This is a genomic window from Frigidibacter sp. (assembly GCF_030695035.1).
Lineage (GTDB): Bacteria > Pseudomonadota > Alphaproteobacteria > Rhodobacterales > Rhodobacteraceae > Frigidibacter.
The window spans coordinates 41,006-54,956 of sequence record NZ_JAUYTT010000012.1; the positions used below are offsets into that span (position 1 = coordinate 41,006).

Genomic DNA, 13,951 nt, shown 5'->3' on the forward strand with positions numbered 1-13,951 from the left:
TTATTCTTGCTCGTGTTGCATCTGCCGTCAGTCGTCGCGATGAACCCGCTCGCGCCGCTCATGCCGTTCCTGCGCTTCCAGCGTCATGGTGGCGATCGGGCGCGCATCCAGCCGCTTGAGGCTGATCGGCTCGCCGGTCATCTCGCAATAGCCGTATTCGCCATTGTCGATGCGCCGCAGCGCAGCGTCGATCTTGGAGACCAGCTTGCGCTGGCGATCCCGCGTGCGCAACTCCAGCGCCCGGTCGGTCTCTTCGCTGGCGCGGTCGGCGATGTCGGGCACGTTGCGGGCCGAGTCCTGCAGACCCTCCAGCGTCTCGGCCGACTGGTCGATCAGCTCCTGCTTCCAGATGTGCAGCTTGCGGCGGAAATACTCGCGCTGCCGCTCATTCATGAAAGGCTCGCCCTCTGCGGGGCGGTAATCCTCGGGAAGAAAGACCTCTGCCTTCATCTCTGCTCCCTCCATTCGGCCGGAACGCTTGGCGGTGTCGCTCGTCATCCGGCACTCCTTGCGGCACCCCATAGCCCAAGGCGGAAGGCTTGTCACTAGGCTACCGCGCGCTTGCAGCGTTTTGCCCCGCCGTCTAGGGTCTGCCTGAACTTCGGGCGCAAGCGGGCGGAAAACACACATGAAATTCAGCGGAACCGAAAGCTACGTCGCCACCGAGGATCTGGCGGTGGCGGTGAATGCGGCGGTGACGCTGCAGCGGCCGCTGCTGGTGAAGGGCGAGCCGGGGACCGGCAAGACCGAGCTGGCGCGGCAGGTGGCGGCGAGCCTGAACCTGCCGATGGTGGAATGGCATGTGAAATCCACGACCCGCGCGCAGCAGGGGCTGTACGAGTATGACGCCGTCAGCCGGCTGCGCGACAGCCAGCTTGGCGATGCCCGCGTGCAGGACGTGAAGAACTACATCCGCAAGGGCAAGCTCTGGCAGGCCTTCGAGGCGCCGGGCCGCGTGGTGCTGCTGATCGACGAGGTGGACAAGGCCGATATCGAGTTCCCGAACGACCTGCTGCAGGAACTCGACCGCATGGAATTCCATGTCTACGAGACCGGCGAGACCGTGCGCGCGCAGCATCGCCCGGTGATGATCATCACCTCGAACAACGAAAAAGAGCTGCCCGACGCCTTCTTGCGCCGCTGCTTCTTCCACTACATCCGCTTCCCCGATGCCGAGACGATGCGCGCCATCGTCCGCGTCCACTTCCCCGATATCAAGGACGCGCTGCTGACCGAGGCGCTGACCCGCTTCTACACATTGCGCGAGCAGCCGGGGCTGAAGAAGAAACCCTCCACCTCGGAAGTGCTGGACTGGCTGAAGCTGATCCTGGCCGAGGATCTGACCCCCGAAGACCTGAAGGGCGACGGTCGCAGCCTGCTGCCCCGCCTGCACGGCGCCCTCCTGAAGAACGAGCAGGACGTGGCGCTGTTCGAGCGCCTCGCCTTCCTCGACCGCCAGCAGCGGCGCTGAAGCAAGGGAGGGGGCCGCGGGGCGCCTTTGCCCTCTTCTTTGCAAAAATATCCCGGGGGGAGTCGCCGCAGGCGACGGGGGGCAGCGCCCCCCCTGCCCCGGCTTCAGTCCCGCAGCCGCCGGATCAGCGAGGAGGTGTCCCACCGCCCGCCGCCCATCCGCTGCACGTCCTTGTAGAACTGGTCGACCAGCGCGGTCATCGGCAGGCTGGCGCCGGTCTCATCCGCGGCATCGAGGCAGATTCCCAGATCCTTGCGCATCCAGTCCACGGCGAAGCCGAACTCGAAGCTGCCGGCTGCCATCGTCTTGTGGCGGTTGGCCATCTGCCAGCTGCCGGCGGCGCCCTGGCTGATCACCTCGACCACCGCCTCAATGTCCAGCCCCGCGCGTTCGGCGAAGGTCAGGCCTTCGGCCAAACCCTGCACCACCCCGGCGATGCAGATCTGGTTGACCATCTTCGCCAGTTGCCCGGCGCCGCTGTCGCCAAGGCGGCGGCAGATGCGGGCATAGGCGGCGATCACCGGCTCTGCCGCCAGATAGTCCGCCTCTGTCCCGCCGCACATCACCGACAGCACGCCGTTTTCCGCCCCCGCCTGCCCGCCTGACACGGGCGCATCGACGAAGCCCTTGCCCTGCTCGGCGGCCAGAGCCGACAGCTCGCGGGTCACCCGGGCCGAGACGGTGGTGTGATCGACGAAGACCGCCCCCGGGGTCATGCCCGCAAAGGCGCCGTCCGGCCCAAGGCAGATGGCGCGCAGGTCGTCGTCATTGCCGACGCAGGCGAAGACCAGCTCGGCCCCCGCCGCAGCCTCGGCGGGCGTCGCCGCCGCCTTGCCGCCATGCGCGGCCACCCAAGCCTCGGCCCGGGCACCCGTCCGGTTATAGACCGTCACCTCATGCCCCTTGGCCGCCAGATGCCCCGCCATCGGGTAGCCCATCACCCCAAGCCCCAGAAATGCCAGCTTCGCCATCGTGCTCTCCTCTGCCATTGCGGCCTTGGCCGTTCTGTCCTAACTATCCGGCCTGTCCCCGCCGTCAACATGCGACCATTGCCGATGCTGATCCTCTTCCGTTGGCTCCTGCGCATCGTCACGGCGCTTCTGGCCCTGACCATCGCCGTAGCCTTGCTGATCTACTATGTCGCGGCGGGGTCCCTGCCCGACTATGACGACCGGCGCGCGGTCGAAGGGCTGTCGGCCCCTGTGGAGATCGTGCGCGATACCGGCAACGTGCCGCATGTCTTCGGCGCCCGCGATGCCGATGTGTATTTCGGCCTTGGCTATGCCCATGCACAGGACCGGCTGTGGCAGATGACCATGCTGCGCCGCACCGTGCAGGGGCGCCTGTCCGAGATCTTTGGCGCGCGCACCGTGAAGCTCGATGAGCTGATGCGGCGGCTGGACCTTTACAGCCTCGCCGCCGCCTCGGTCCCTGCGCAGGACGATCAGACCCGCATCGCGCTCGAGGCCTATGCCCGCGGCGTCAATGAATGGATCAGCGTCGTCAATGCCGAGAGCCGGGGCCGCGGCGCGCCGGAGTTCTTCTTGTTCGAGCCCGAGATCGCCTATTGGCAGCCCGCCGATTCGCTGGCGATCCTCAAACTGATCGGGGTGCAGCTGTCCTCGCACCTGTCCACCGAGGTACTGCGGGCGCGGCTGTCGCTGCTGTCGCGGGACTGGCCGCGCGACCTGATGCCAGAGGTGCCGGGCGGCGGCGTGATGGAGCTGCCGGACTATGCACAATTGGTGCCGGGCGTGCCGGCCAGCAGTGAAGCCGTTCGCCATGCCGACCTCGGCCCGTTCTCGCCCTTCCCGGAGCGCGGGCTGGAGGGCGCGTCGAACGCCTGGGCGGCGGCACCCGAGCGGGCGGCGGCGGGCGGATCCCTGTTGGCCAGTGACCCGCATCTGGGCTTCAGCGCCCCGGCGCTGTGGTATCTGGCGCGGCTGGAGCTGGCCTCAGGCGGGGTCATCGGCGGCACGATCCCGGGGGTGCCGGCGGTGCTGGTGGGGCGCAATGCAGGGCTTGGCTGGGGGCTCACCTCCTCCTATGCCGACGATCAGGACCTGATGATCGAAGAGCTGAACCCCGCCGATAGCGCCGAATACCGCACCCCGCAGGGCTGGGAGCCGTTCCGGTCGCGCCGGGTGATCGTCAACGTCAAGGATGCCGCCCCGGTCACGCTGACCCTGCGCTGGACGCAGAACGGCCCGGTGCTGCCGGGCGGGCATTACGACATCGGCAGCATCACCCCCGGCGGCCATGTTGCCGCGCTGGCCTGGACGCTGCTGGATGCGGGCGACACCTCGATGACCGCGGCGATCCGGCTGATGACCTCGCAAAGCACCGAGGAGGGGATCGCGGCCGGGGAACTGGTCGTCGCGCCCTCGCAGAACCTCGTGCTGGCCGATCAGGACGGGGTGGCGATGGTCACGGTGGGCCGCTTGCCCGCGCGCGATGCGGCGCATGAGACGAAGGGCCGGATGCCGGCGCTTGGCTGGAAGCCGCAGAACCGCTGGAGCGGCCGCCTGCCCTATGACAGTAACCCCCGCGTAGTGGACCCCGAGGGCGGCATCCTGGGCAATACCAACAACAAGACCGTGGACCGCCCCTTCCCGGACCATGTGAGCTTCGACTGGGGCGACAGTCAGCGTATCCAGCGCTGGCAGCGGCTGATGCAGGAACGCGAGGTGCATAGCCGCGAAAGCTTCATCGCCGCGCAGCTCGACACCACTAGCCCCGCCGCGCGCAGCCTGCTGCCGCTGGTCGCCGCCGATCTGTGGTTCACCGGCGAGGCCGCCCCCGCCGGCACGCCCGAGGCGCGGCGCGAACGGGCGCTGGCGCTGCTGGCAGAATGGAACGGCGAGATGAACGAGCATCTGCCCGAGCCGCTGATCTATGCCGCCTGGATGCGCGCCCTGCAGGACCGTCTGATCCAGGACGAGCTTGGCCCGCTGGCCACCAGCTTTGCCCGGATGGAGCCGCTGTTCATCGAACGCGTGTTCCGCGATGTCGAGGAGGCCGGGCGCTGGTGCGATATCCTGCAATCCTCGCCGGTGGAGACCTGCACCGACATCGCCCGCCTGTCGCTGGACGATGCGCTGCTGGACCTGACGGAACGCTATGGCCCGAATGTCGAAAGCTGGCGGTGGGGCGATGCGCATCAGGCGACGCATGACCACCCGGTTCTGGGCGAGGTGCCGGTGCTGAAATGGTTCGTGAACATCCGCCAATCGACCTCGGGCGGGGATTTCACGCTGATGCGCGGGATGACGGCGGGCGAAGGGCCACAGCCCTACCTGAACGTCCACGGGGCGGGCTATCGGGGCGTTTACAACTTCGCCGACCCTGACAGCTCGGTCTTCATCATCTCCACCGGCCAGTCGGGGCACCCGCTGTCGCGCTGGTATGACGACCTGTCGGAGCTGTGGCGGCGGGGGGAATACCTGCCGATGTCGCTGGATCCGGGGCTTGCTCGGGCCGCGGCGACGGGCGTGACGGTGCTGGAGCCGGCGGTGCCTGAGTAGGTCAGCCGTTGGCGGCGGTCTGCGCCAGCAGCCCGATCCGCTCCACCATCGCCCGCACGCCGTTGGAGCGTTGCGAGGACAGGTGCTGGTCCAGCCCCAGACGTGCCAGTTCGGCGGGGGCGTCAACCTTGGCGACTTCGGCCACCGTCAGCCCGGAATAGAGCGAATGCAGCACCGCGATCAGTCCGCGCACGATCATCGCATCGCTCTCGCCCTGAAAGTCGAAACGCGCCTGCGGCCCCTGCCCCTCGATCCGCGGCAGCAGCCAGACCTGACTGGCGCAACCCTCGACCTTGGTCGCCGGCACCCGGAAGGCCAGGTCGAGCGGCGGCATCGCCTTGCCGAGCTCGATGACGTGGCGGTAGCGGTCTTCCCAGTCGTCGAGAAATTCGAAGGTGTCGGCGAGGTCTTCAAAGGCGGGGGTGGCCATCGCCGGGTCTCCTAGGGCTGGGGCTGCAGGTCATAGCTAGTAGGCGGGGGCGCGGAGGTCCAGTGCGGCGGAATGGCGTTGAACCCTATACGGCGCTTCGGCCTGCCAAGGGCGCTGCCCAGAATTTCGGCCGTTGACGAAATTCTGATGTGACCGCCCCCGCCCGAAACGTATTTGGGGGGCGGGCACATGCGTGCCCACCTGGGCGGTCCCATCAGAATTTGGCACCCTTCAGTCCAAGCGTCACCCCCCTTGCCCTGCGGCTTACGCCTTCGGGCAACCGGCGCGGTCGGCTTGCCACTGGCAAGTCCCCTGGTCGCGCCGGGGCGACTTCCTGCAAAGGCGGGAGGTATGGCAAGAGACGGCTGTGTCAGGCAAGGCCCCGCCCTCTCCGCGACACCGTCGTGGGCCATCTCCCTCTCTTTTCAACGGCCACCGGATAGGCTACCCAAGGGGCGACGAACAGGGGGACCCCGGATGAGACTAGCCCTAGTGCTGACGCTTGCCACTTCGCTCGCCGCTTGCGCGACCGTCCGGGACAGCCGCGTCAACCCGTTCAACTGGTTCGGCGGCGCCGAAAGCCAGCCGACCACCGTCTCGGCGGTGGAACTCGTGGCCGATGGCCGCGTCCCGGTCGATCAGGTCACGCGGATGGAGCTGAAGCAGATGCCGGGCGGGGCGATCCTGTCAGTGGCAGGCCTGCCGCCGACGCAGGGCTGGTGGAATGCCGAACTGATCGCGCTGGATCCGGACGAAGTGCCGGTAGACGGCGTGCTGACCTACCGCTTCGTGGTTGACAAGCCGAACCGCCTGACCCGCCAGTCCACCCCGCAATCGCGCGAACTGACCGCGGGGCGCTTCCTCAGCGACCAGACGCTGGCCGGGGTGAGCCGCGTGGTCGTGGTCGCGGCGCGCAACTCGATGACGTCAAGCAGGTAAGCCCAGGAACCGCTAGGGGTGAGCCGGTCCTCAGACCGGCACCACCTTCACCGCGCCGCCCTTGGCCGACAGTGCGATCTCGCCCTTGCACAGGCGCAGCGCATCGGCGCCGAACACCTCGCGGCGCCAGCCCTTCAGCGCATCGACCTCGCGCCCGCCGGAGGCGATAACGTCCAGCTCGGAGGATGAGGCGATCAGCTTCGCCGCCACCCCCGCCTCTTCGGATTTCGCCTTCAGCAGCACCCGCAGCAGATCGGCCAGCGCCGAGTTCACCTGCAGCTGGTCACGCTCGTCCTGCGGCTTCGGCAGATCCTCGGCCTTCGCCTCCAGCCCCGCCTTCACCGCCGCAAGGATGCCATCCGCAATCTCCCCCCGCCGCGCCTCGCGCAGCAGCAGGCGCGAGCGGCCGAGATCCTCGTAATTCGCGGGCTTGGTCGAGGCGAGTTCCAGCAGCGCATCGTCCTTGTAGACGCGGCTGCGCGGGATGTTGCGGGCCTGAGCGAAGACCTCGCGGAACCGCGCCAGCTCGCGCACCACGCCCAGGAACCGGGCCGAGGTGGTGCGGGTCTTCACCCGCTCCCAGGCCTCATCGGGCAGGGTGATGTAGGTTTCGGGCGCCAGCAGGATCGCCAGCTCTTCCTCGACCCAAGGCTGGCGGCCGGTGCGCGCCAGTTCCTTGGACAGGAACTCGTAGATCACCCGCAGATGGGTGACATCGGCCAAGGCATAGATTTTCTGAGCCTCGGACAGCGGTCTGCGCGACCAGTCGGTGAAGCGGCTGGTCTTGTCGAGGTTCTCGCGCGCGATCTTGCGCACCAGCGTCTCATACCCGACCTGCTCGCCAAAGCCGCAGACCATCGCCGCGACCTGCGTGTCGAACAGCGGTTTCGGGAACACCTTGCCCTCGACGAAGAAGATCTCGAGGTCCTGCCGGGCGGCGTGGAACACCTTCACCGTCGCCTCATGCCGGAAGAGGTCATACAGCGGTTCCAGCGACAGCCCCTCGCCCCCCGCGATCGGATCGACCAGCACCGCATCGCCATTCTTGCCGGGCAGCGCCATCTGGATCAGGCAGAGCTTGGACCAGTAGGTCCGCTCGCGCAGGAATTCGGTATCGATGGTGACATAGGGTTCGGCCTTGGCGGCTTCGCAGAAACGGGCAAGGTCTTCGGTGGTGAGGATGGTCTGCATCGCGGCCTTCGCGTCCGGGGCGCGGGGTCATCCCGCTGCATCCCCTTGGCTTAGGCCAATGGATGGCGAAAGAAAAGCGAAAGCACGGGCGGGTTACAGCCAGACCGGCGTGCGATCCCCGCCCGCAAAGCGGCGCAGCACGGCGGGGTAGAGCCGGTGTTCCATCGCCAGCACCCGCGCGGCGAGGGTATCGGCGGTATCGCCGGGTTCAACGGCCACCCGCGCCTGCCCCAGGATCGGCCCGGTATCCAGAACCGCCGTCACCTCATGCACCGTGCAGCCCGCCTCGGCATCGCCGGCCTCCAGCGCGCGCTGGTGGGTGTGCAGGCCCGGGTAGAGCGGCAAAAGCGAGGGGTGGATGTTCAGCATCCGCCCGTCGAACCGCGCCACGAAAGCCGGGGTCAGCACCCGCATGAAGCCGGCAAGGCAAAGGATGTCGGGCTTGGCCGCAAGGATCGGCTTCAGCAGTTCCGCCTCGAACGCGGCGCGGTCGCCCTTGAAGGGGCGGTGGTCGATGGCGGCCGTGGGCACACCCAGCCGCGCCGCCCGTTCCAGCCCCGCCGCCGAGGCGTCGTTGGAGGCGACCAGCACCGGGCGCGCCGGGTGGTCCCCCTCCATGCTCTCGACCAGCCGGATCATGTTCGACCCGCCGCCCGAGATCAGGATGGCAACGCGCTTGGGCTCGGTCACAGCAGGCGGTTCCGGTAGCTGACCCCCTGCCCCGGCACAACCTCGCCCAGAACGGTGACGGTCTCGCCTTCCTCCGTCAGCAGGTCCGCCAGCGCACCGGCGCGATCTTCAGCCACCACAAGGATCATGCCGATCCCGCAGTTGAAGGTCTTGAGAAGTTCCGCCTGCTCCATCCCCGCGGTCTCTGCCAGCCAGCGGAACACCGGCGGCAGCTCCCACGAGGCAAGGTCGATCTCGGCCCCCAGCCCCTCGGGCAGCACCCGCGGCAGGTTCTCGGTCAGCCCGCCGCCGGTGATATGCGCGAGGCCATGCACGCCGCCCGCGCGGATCGCCGCCAAAGCCTGCCGCACATAGAGCCGCGTCGGCGCCAGCAGCGCCTGCCCCAACTGTCCGTCCGCGAAGGGTGCCGGAGCGTCCCAGCCAAGGCCCGCCATCTCCACCACCTTGCGCACAAGGCTGTAGCCGTTGGAATGCACGCCATTGGAGCCGAGCCCCAGCAGCACATCGCCCGCCATCACGCCCGCAGGCAGGGCCGTGCCCCGCTCCATCGCGCCGACCGCGAAGCCGGCAAGGTCGAAATCGCCCTTGTGATACATGCCCGGCATCTCAGCCGTCTCGCCGCCCACCAGCGCGCAGCCGCTATCCGCGCAGCCCTGCGCGATGCCCTCGATGATCCGCGTGGCCTGATCCACGTCCAGCTTGCCGGTGGCGAAGTAGTCGAGGAACAGCAGCGGTTCCGCCCCCTGGCAGACCAGATCGTTCACGCACATCGCCACGAGGTCGATGCCGATGGTATCCACATTGCCGGTATCGATGGCGATGCGCAGCTTGGTGCCCACCCCGTCGGTCGCGGCCACCAGGATCGGGTCGCTGTAGCCCGCGGCCTTGAGGTCGAACAGCGCGCCAAAGCCGCCAAGGCCCGACATGGTGCCGGGCCGGTCGGTGCGCTTTGCCGCCGGCTTGATCCGCTCCACCAGCGCATTGCCCGCGTCGATATCCACGCCCGCCGCCGCGTAGGTCAGCCCGTTCTTGCCGCCGCTCATCGCCGCACCCCTTCTTGCCGTGATCCTGCCCCGCCTCAGCGCGGCTGCTGTCCGGCCCGATAGCGCAAGCCGCGCCTGCGGGCAACGGCCCTGCGGGGGCTCGGGGCATTTTGTCGATTGCGTGAGCGGGCCCTCGGCTGTGATCACGGCTTCGTGGGGCGGGAACGAAAGCGCGCTGCGGGGCGTTTCACTGCCATCGAACGTAACAAGTTCCGAAAGGACAAATCTATGACACGTTTCAATAAATCCGCTCTGCTCGCTTCTGTCGTGGCCCTTGGCATGTCGGGCGCTGCATTCGCTCAGGAAGCCACCGGCGGTGGCACGGTTCAGGAAAACTCGCTGCCGATCACCGTGATCGACATGACCGGCAATTCGACCGAGCTGGTCAGCCCGTCGGCTGGCGGCGCTGGCCCGATGGGTGGTTGGTCGGTCTTTTCCTCGGACAACGCGATGCTGGGGAACATCACCACCGCCGCGATCAATGCCGAGCGCGTCGTGGACTACATCATCTTCGCCCTGCCGAACGGCAACGAAGTGCAGCTGGATGCCACCGGTATCGCCCGGGTCGGTGAAGACAGCGTGATGATCGCCGTCACCGAGGCCGACTTGCTCAGCAAGGCTATCGCGCCCATGACCGCGCTCGAGTTCCGCGACGGTACCGCCGTGATGGAAAACGCTGCCGAAGCCAAGGGTGAAGCCGGGTCGGAAGAGTCGACGGCAGTAGGCAGCGAGTCAGCCGACACCGGCTCTAACTGAGGCCGCGTCGGGCCCGGCCTGTGGCTGTGACGCCATGCCGGATCGCCCGAAGGCCACGGGTGCGCACCCCCGCCGGTCTGGCCCTGTGACGGGGACTGACTGGAGGAACGCCAAGCGACAAAATGTGACCCACCCCTGCCCGGGGGTGGGTCTTTTCCTTTGCCGGGTCTCGGTTCTGCACCATGGATGGGATTGCGCGCCGGGCATGGGGTTCCCCGCCGGCCCACAGGACCTGCCTGGTCTGCCCATAGGACCTGCCCGGTCTATCCTCCGCCGGGCTTGTCAGCCTGAGGACATTGCGCTGAGCCATCGGCTCGCGCAGGCAGGTTTCGCCAGATCAGCGCGCCCGCAGTCCGGCACACTGCCCTTCCGGTGGGCATCAGCCTGCGAACAGCAGCCAGCCAAGCGCCGACCAGGCCGCAAGGCCAAGCGGCACTGCAGCGACCATCCACCAACCGGAGGTCATCCGCCCGGGCTCGGGTGGCACCGGCAGCGCCTCGGCCCAGTCGGCATAGGTCGGGCTCGTGCCGCGCCATGCCCGCACGCCAGACAAACCGGCCATGCCGGCCCGGTCACCCGACAAATGATCTTGCTGCCCAGCCTTCACCATCGCCGACCCTTTCAACCTGCCTCACCCCGAAGCTAGGACCGAAACCTTGCGGGACCGTTAAGGCGGCACCGCGGCCCGGGCATGGCCCCGGCGGGACAGTTTCCGGGCAAAACCCTGGCAACGGGCACAGACATGGACATCGGCGGCGATCCATCCCTTCCATGATCGCCGGGCGCGCGCCGCCGCGTCGGCCTGTCCGCGGGCCGCGTGCGCGCAATTTCCGTTGAGCAACCTGCCCCCTCACGGGTATAGGATTTCCATAAGGGAGAGGGGGGCGCAGACGGCGGAGGGGCCGGTCTGGCGCAAGGCATCGTGATCGCCGCGCAGGCGGCATCGCCCCCGCCTGATCGTGATCGGAGGACTGGAATGCTCAGCGACCCTGTTGTCATCACCGCCGCAAGGCGCACCCCGCTTGGTGCCTTGCTGGGCGATTTCGCAACCGTTGCGGCGCCTGATCTCGGCGCGGCGGCCATCCGGGCGGCGGTTGCCGCCGCAGGCGTCGCGCCCGAGGACGTGGATACCGTACTGATGGGCTGTGTGCTGAGCGCGGGCCAGGGTCAGGCGCCCGCCCGGCAGGCGGCACTGATGGCGGGGCTGCCGCGCGGCACCGTCTGCACCACGCTGAACAAGATGTGCGGATCGGGGATGCAGGCGCTGATGCTGGCGCATGACCAGATCCTTGCCGGCTCTGCAACCATCGCCGTGGCCGGCGGGATGGAGAGCATGACCAACGCGCCCTACCTGTTGCCCAAGGCGCGGGCCGGGCTGCGCATGGGGCATGGGCAGGTGATCGACCACATGTTCCTCGACGGGCTCGAGGATGCCTATGAGAAGGGCCGCCTGATGGGCACCTTCGCCGAGGATTGCGCCGGCGCCTATGCCTTCTCGCGGCAAGAGCAGGACGACTATGCGCTGGCCTCGCTGTCGCGCACGCTGGAGGCAGCGGCCTCCGGGGCCTCCGCCGCCGAGATCGTGCCGGTGGAGGTGACGGGCCGCGATGGAGGGCGTCAGATCACCCAGGACGAGCAGCCCGGCAAGGCACGGCCCGAGAAGATTCCGGCCCTGAAGCCCGCCTTCCGCAAGGACGGCACCGTCACCGCCGCCAACTCCTCCTCGATCTCGGACGGGGCGGCGGCGCTGGTGGTGATGCGCGCCTCGGAGGCGGCGCGGCGCGGGGTTGCGCCCCTGGCCCGGATCACCGGCCATGCGGCCTTTGCGCATGAACCGGGGCTGTTCACCACCGCGCCAGTCGGGGCGATCCGCCGGTTGCTGGACCGCACGGGCTGGACGGTGGGGGACGTCGATCTGTGGGAGGTGAACGAGGCCTTTGCCGTCGTGCCGATGGTGGCCATGCGGGATCTGGGCATCGCCCATGACCGGATGAACGTGTTTGGCGGCGCCTGCGCCCTGGGCCATCCCATCGGCGCCTCGGGCGCGCGGATCGTGGTGACGCTGCTGAATGCGCTATACCAGCGCGGCGCCCGGCGCGGTGTGGCGGCCGTCTGCATCGGCGGCGGCGAGGCGACGGCGATCGGGGTGGAACTGCTGTAGGGGCTGGGTGGGGGGCCCTGATCGGACGGCGTTTCGATCAGGTCTATGGATCGGCCGGGGAATTGGTAGGCCCGGAGGGACTTGAACCCCCAACCAAGGCGTTATGAGCGCCCTGCTCTAACCATTGAGCTACAGGCCCGGCCTGCGCAATGCCTAGCAGAATTGCCCGGCGGGTCAAGCGAGGCTCAGGCCGCGAAGGGCTCCAGCAGCCTGAAGCGCAGCCTCGCGCCGGGGGGCAGCTGGCCGGCGAGGTCGAGGTGATGGTCGGCCAGCACCGCGATCACCGGATAGCCGCCGGTCAACGGGTGATCGGCGAGGAACAGCACGGGCTGGCCGCCATGGGGTACCTGCAATGCGCCCGGCATCATGCCCTCGCTGGGGAGTTCGTGGGTGTCGCGCCGGGTCAACGGCTCGGCCCCGGCAAGGCGGATGCCGACGCGGCTGGATTGGGGCGTGACCTCCCAGCATTGAGCGGTGAGCAGAGCCAGCGCCTCGGGCGTGAACCAGTCGCTGCGGGGGCCGGGAAGGATGTCGAGAGTGACGGTGTCGCCGGGCGCCGGGGGCGCGAAGCCGGGTTGAGCCGGAGGGGGGCTTTCGCCGGTGAGGGAGCCGATGGCGATGCCGACTCCCTTCAACACCGGCGCGGGGCCGATGCCCGAGAGCGTATCGGTCGCGGCGCTGCCCAGAACCGGCGTGACGGCAAAGCCGCCCTTTGCGGCCAGATAGTTACGCAGCCCGGCGCGGGGCGGCGAGATCCAGAGGCGGTCGCCGGGCTGCACCGTGAAGCGGATGCCGAAACCCGGCGAGGTTGGCTCGCCGTTTGCGGGGGTCAGGCGCAGCGCGGCAGGGGCGCCGGCGAGGGCCAGGGTGGCAGGCGCCTCGGCCAGCAGCTCCACCCCGCCGAGCGTGATCTCGAGGCACGGCGCGCCAGCGGGGTTGCCCACCGCGCGGTTCGCCGCCGCCAGTGCGCCGCGGTCGGCGGCGCCGGAGGCGGAGACGCCCTGCCCCGCGAGCCCCGGCCGGCCGGCATCCTGAAAGAGCAGCGGGAGGGGGGCGGTGAGCACCCGGAGCGCTGGCGACAGGTCCCGGGCAGGCCGCGCTGGTTTTGCCACGGGCCAAGGCTCATCTGGCCCCATCTCGCGAAACCTCACCCGGTCGCCGGGCTGCAGCAGCGCCGGGGGCTCGCGGCCCAGGTCCCACATCGCCAGAGGGGTCGTTCCAAGGAGCTGCCAGCCGCCGGGGCTGGCGCGGGGGTAGATGCCGCTGAAGGGGCCGGCGAGGGCCACGGCACCGGCGGGGATGCGGGGGCGGGGGACCTGGCGGCGGGGAACCTGCAGGGCGGGGTCACCGCCGGTGAGATAGGCGAAACCGGGGGCGAAGCCGGTGAAGGCAACGACCTGCGGGGTGGCGATGTGGCGGCGGATCACCTCGGTTTGCGAGAGGCCGGTGAGGGCCGCGACCTCGGCCAGATCGGCGCCGTCATAGCGGACGGGGATCTCGATTTCGGTGCCGGACGGGGGCGGCGGTTGGCTGGGGTCGAGCTTGACCGCCTGCAGCGCCGCGACCAGATCGGCGCGCTTCGCCTGCCCGGCTTGCCAGCGCAGCAGCAGGGTGCGGGCGCCGGGGATCAGCTCCACTGTGCCGGGCAAGGGGCTTTGGCGCAGGTGGTCGAGCAGCGCCAGAACCTCGGGCAGGCCCGACAGTTCGACCAGCAGCGCGCAGTCTCCGGCGGGCAGCAGGCGCATC

The 13,951-nt window shown here is 68.9% G+C and carries 13 protein-coding genes and 1 tRNA gene; 5 read left to right on the forward strand and 9 right to left on the reverse strand.

Annotated features, from left to right (window positions below):
• Positions 1-27: 27 nt before the first annotated feature.
• Positions 28-450 (reverse strand): RNA polymerase-binding protein DksA, encoded by a 423-nt coding sequence (gene dksA, locus Q8S30_RS11595; protein ID WP_305666616.1) that lies wholly within the window; start codon positions 448-450, stop codon positions 28-30.
• 178 nt (positions 451-628) lie between these two features.
• Here dksA and Q8S30_RS11600 point away from each other — a divergent pair, with 178 nt between their 5' ends.
• Positions 629-1,471 (forward strand): MoxR family ATPase, encoded by an 843-nt coding sequence (locus tag Q8S30_RS11600; protein WP_305666178.1) that lies wholly within the window; start codon positions 629-631, stop codon positions 1,469-1,471.
• A 104-nt stretch (positions 1,472-1,575) separates the two neighbouring features.
• Here the strand turns inward: Q8S30_RS11600 and Q8S30_RS11605 are convergent, their stop codons facing one another.
• The gene (locus tag Q8S30_RS11605) at positions 1,576-2,442 is read right to left on the reverse strand and encodes an NAD(P)-dependent oxidoreductase (RefSeq protein ID WP_305666179.1); all 867 of its coding nucleotides are present in this window, start codon (positions 2,440-2,442) and stop codon (positions 1,576-1,578) included.
• An 84-nt stretch (positions 2,443-2,526) separates the two neighbouring features.
• Here Q8S30_RS11605 and Q8S30_RS11610 point away from each other — a divergent pair, with 84 nt between their 5' ends.
• Positions 2,527-4,995 carry a penicillin acylase family protein gene (locus Q8S30_RS11610; protein ID WP_305666180.1) on the forward strand — a complete coding sequence of 823 codons (2,469 nt, stop codon included), beginning with the start codon at positions 2,527-2,529 and terminating at the stop codon, positions 4,993-4,995.
• Position 4,996: 1 nt separating this feature from the next.
• Here Q8S30_RS11610 and Q8S30_RS11615 read toward each other — a convergent pair whose 3' ends face one another.
• Entirely contained in the window at positions 4,997-5,425 is a 429-nt protein-coding gene (locus Q8S30_RS11615) for a SufE family protein (RefSeq protein WP_305666181.1), read from the reverse strand.
• A gap of 477 nt (positions 5,426-5,902) precedes the next feature.
• Between Q8S30_RS11615 and Q8S30_RS11620 the strand changes: the two genes are divergently transcribed.
• Positions 5,903-6,364, forward strand: a complete 462-nt coding sequence (locus tag Q8S30_RS11620) for a hypothetical protein (RefSeq protein WP_305666182.1) — start codon at positions 5,903-5,905, stop codon at positions 6,362-6,364.
• 30 nt (positions 6,365-6,394) lie between these two features.
• Here Q8S30_RS11620 and rnd read toward each other — a convergent pair whose 3' ends face one another.
• The 3 genes from rnd to purM all read right to left on the reverse strand — a co-directional run bounded on the left by rnd (position 6,395) and on the right by purM (position 9,288).
• Positions 6,395-7,555 (reverse strand): ribonuclease D, encoded by a 1,161-nt coding sequence (gene rnd, locus Q8S30_RS11625; RefSeq protein WP_305666183.1) that lies wholly within the window; start codon positions 7,553-7,555, stop codon positions 6,395-6,397.
• A 93-nt stretch (positions 7,556-7,648) separates the two neighbouring features.
• Positions 7,649-8,245 (reverse strand): phosphoribosylglycinamide formyltransferase, encoded by a 597-nt coding sequence (gene purN, locus Q8S30_RS11630; protein WP_305666184.1) that lies wholly within the window; start codon positions 8,243-8,245, stop codon positions 7,649-7,651.
• Positions 8,242-9,288, reverse strand: a complete 1,047-nt coding sequence (gene purM / locus Q8S30_RS11635) for a phosphoribosylformylglycinamidine cyclo-ligase (RefSeq protein ID WP_305666185.1) — start codon at positions 9,286-9,288, stop codon at positions 8,242-8,244. The genes purN and purM overlap by 4 nt, the downstream gene beginning before the upstream one ends.
• A 228-nt stretch (positions 9,289-9,516) precedes the next feature.
• Here purM and Q8S30_RS11640 point away from each other — a divergent pair, with 228 nt between their 5' ends.
• Positions 9,517-10,044, forward strand: coding sequence for a hypothetical protein (locus Q8S30_RS11640; RefSeq protein WP_305666186.1), 528 nt, complete (start codon positions 9,517-9,519; stop codon positions 10,042-10,044).
• Positions 10,045-10,423: 379 nt separating this feature from the next.
• On the opposite strand, the gene Q8S30_RS11645 is transcribed toward Q8S30_RS11640, so the two are convergent.
• Positions 10,424-10,606: a hypothetical protein gene (locus Q8S30_RS11645; protein ID WP_305666187.1), complete on the reverse strand. Its 183-nt coding sequence runs from the start codon at positions 10,604-10,606 to the stop codon at positions 10,424-10,426.
• A gap of 414 nt (positions 10,607-11,020) precedes the next feature.
• On the opposite strand from Q8S30_RS11645, the gene Q8S30_RS11650 reads away from it, so the two are divergent.
• Entirely contained in the window at positions 11,021-12,205 is a 1,185-nt protein-coding gene (locus tag Q8S30_RS11650) for an acetyl-CoA C-acyltransferase (RefSeq protein WP_305666188.1), read from the forward strand.
• A 63-nt stretch (positions 12,206-12,268) separates the two neighbouring features.
• On the opposite strand, the gene Q8S30_RS11655 is transcribed toward Q8S30_RS11650, so the two are convergent.
• A tRNA-Ile gene (locus Q8S30_RS11655) sits at positions 12,269-12,344 on the reverse strand.
• A gap of 46 nt (positions 12,345-12,390) precedes the next feature.
• Positions 12,391-13,950, reverse strand: coding sequence for an urea amidolyase family protein (locus Q8S30_RS11660; protein WP_305666189.1), 1,560 nt, complete (start codon positions 13,948-13,950; stop codon positions 12,391-12,393).
• Position 13,951: the final 1 nt, after the last annotated feature.

Coding starts and splice junctions, on each gene's coding strand:
- dksA (WP_305666616.1), bottom strand. CDS start 450: ATGAAGGCAGAGGTCTTTCTTCCCGAGGATTACCGCCCCGCAGAGGGC.
- Q8S30_RS11600 (WP_305666178.1), top strand. CDS start 629: ATGAAATTCAGCGGAACCGAAAGCTACGTCGCCACCGAGGATCTGGCG.
- Q8S30_RS11605 (WP_305666179.1), bottom strand. CDS start 2,442: ATGGCGAAGCTGGCATTTCTGGGGCTTGGGGTGATGGGCTACCCGATG.
- Q8S30_RS11610 (WP_305666180.1), top strand. CDS start 2,527: ATGCTGATCCTCTTCCGTTGGCTCCTGCGCATCGTCACGGCGCTTCTG.
- Q8S30_RS11615 (WP_305666181.1), bottom strand. CDS start 5,425: ATGGCCACCCCCGCCTTTGAAGACCTCGCCGACACCTTCGAATTTCTC.
- Q8S30_RS11620 (WP_305666182.1), top strand. CDS start 5,903: ATGAGACTAGCCCTAGTGCTGACGCTTGCCACTTCGCTCGCCGCTTGC.
- rnd (WP_305666183.1), bottom strand. CDS start 7,555: ATGCAGACCATCCTCACCACCGAAGACCTTGCCCGTTTCTGCGAAGCC.
- purM (WP_305666185.1), bottom strand. CDS start 9,288: ATGAGCGGCGGCAAGAACGGGCTGACCTACGCGGCGGCGGGCGTGGAT.
- Q8S30_RS11640 (WP_305666186.1), top strand. CDS start 9,517: ATGACACGTTTCAATAAATCCGCTCTGCTCGCTTCTGTCGTGGCCCTT.
- Q8S30_RS11645 (WP_305666187.1), bottom strand. CDS start 10,606: ATGGCCGGTTTGTCTGGCGTGCGGGCATGGCGCGGCACGAGCCCGACC.
- Q8S30_RS11650 (WP_305666188.1), top strand. CDS start 11,021: ATGCTCAGCGACCCTGTTGTCATCACCGCCGCAAGGCGCACCCCGCTT.
- Q8S30_RS11660 (WP_305666189.1), bottom strand. CDS start 13,950: ATGCGCCTGCTGCCCGCCGGAGACTGCGCGCTGCTGGTCGAACTGTCG.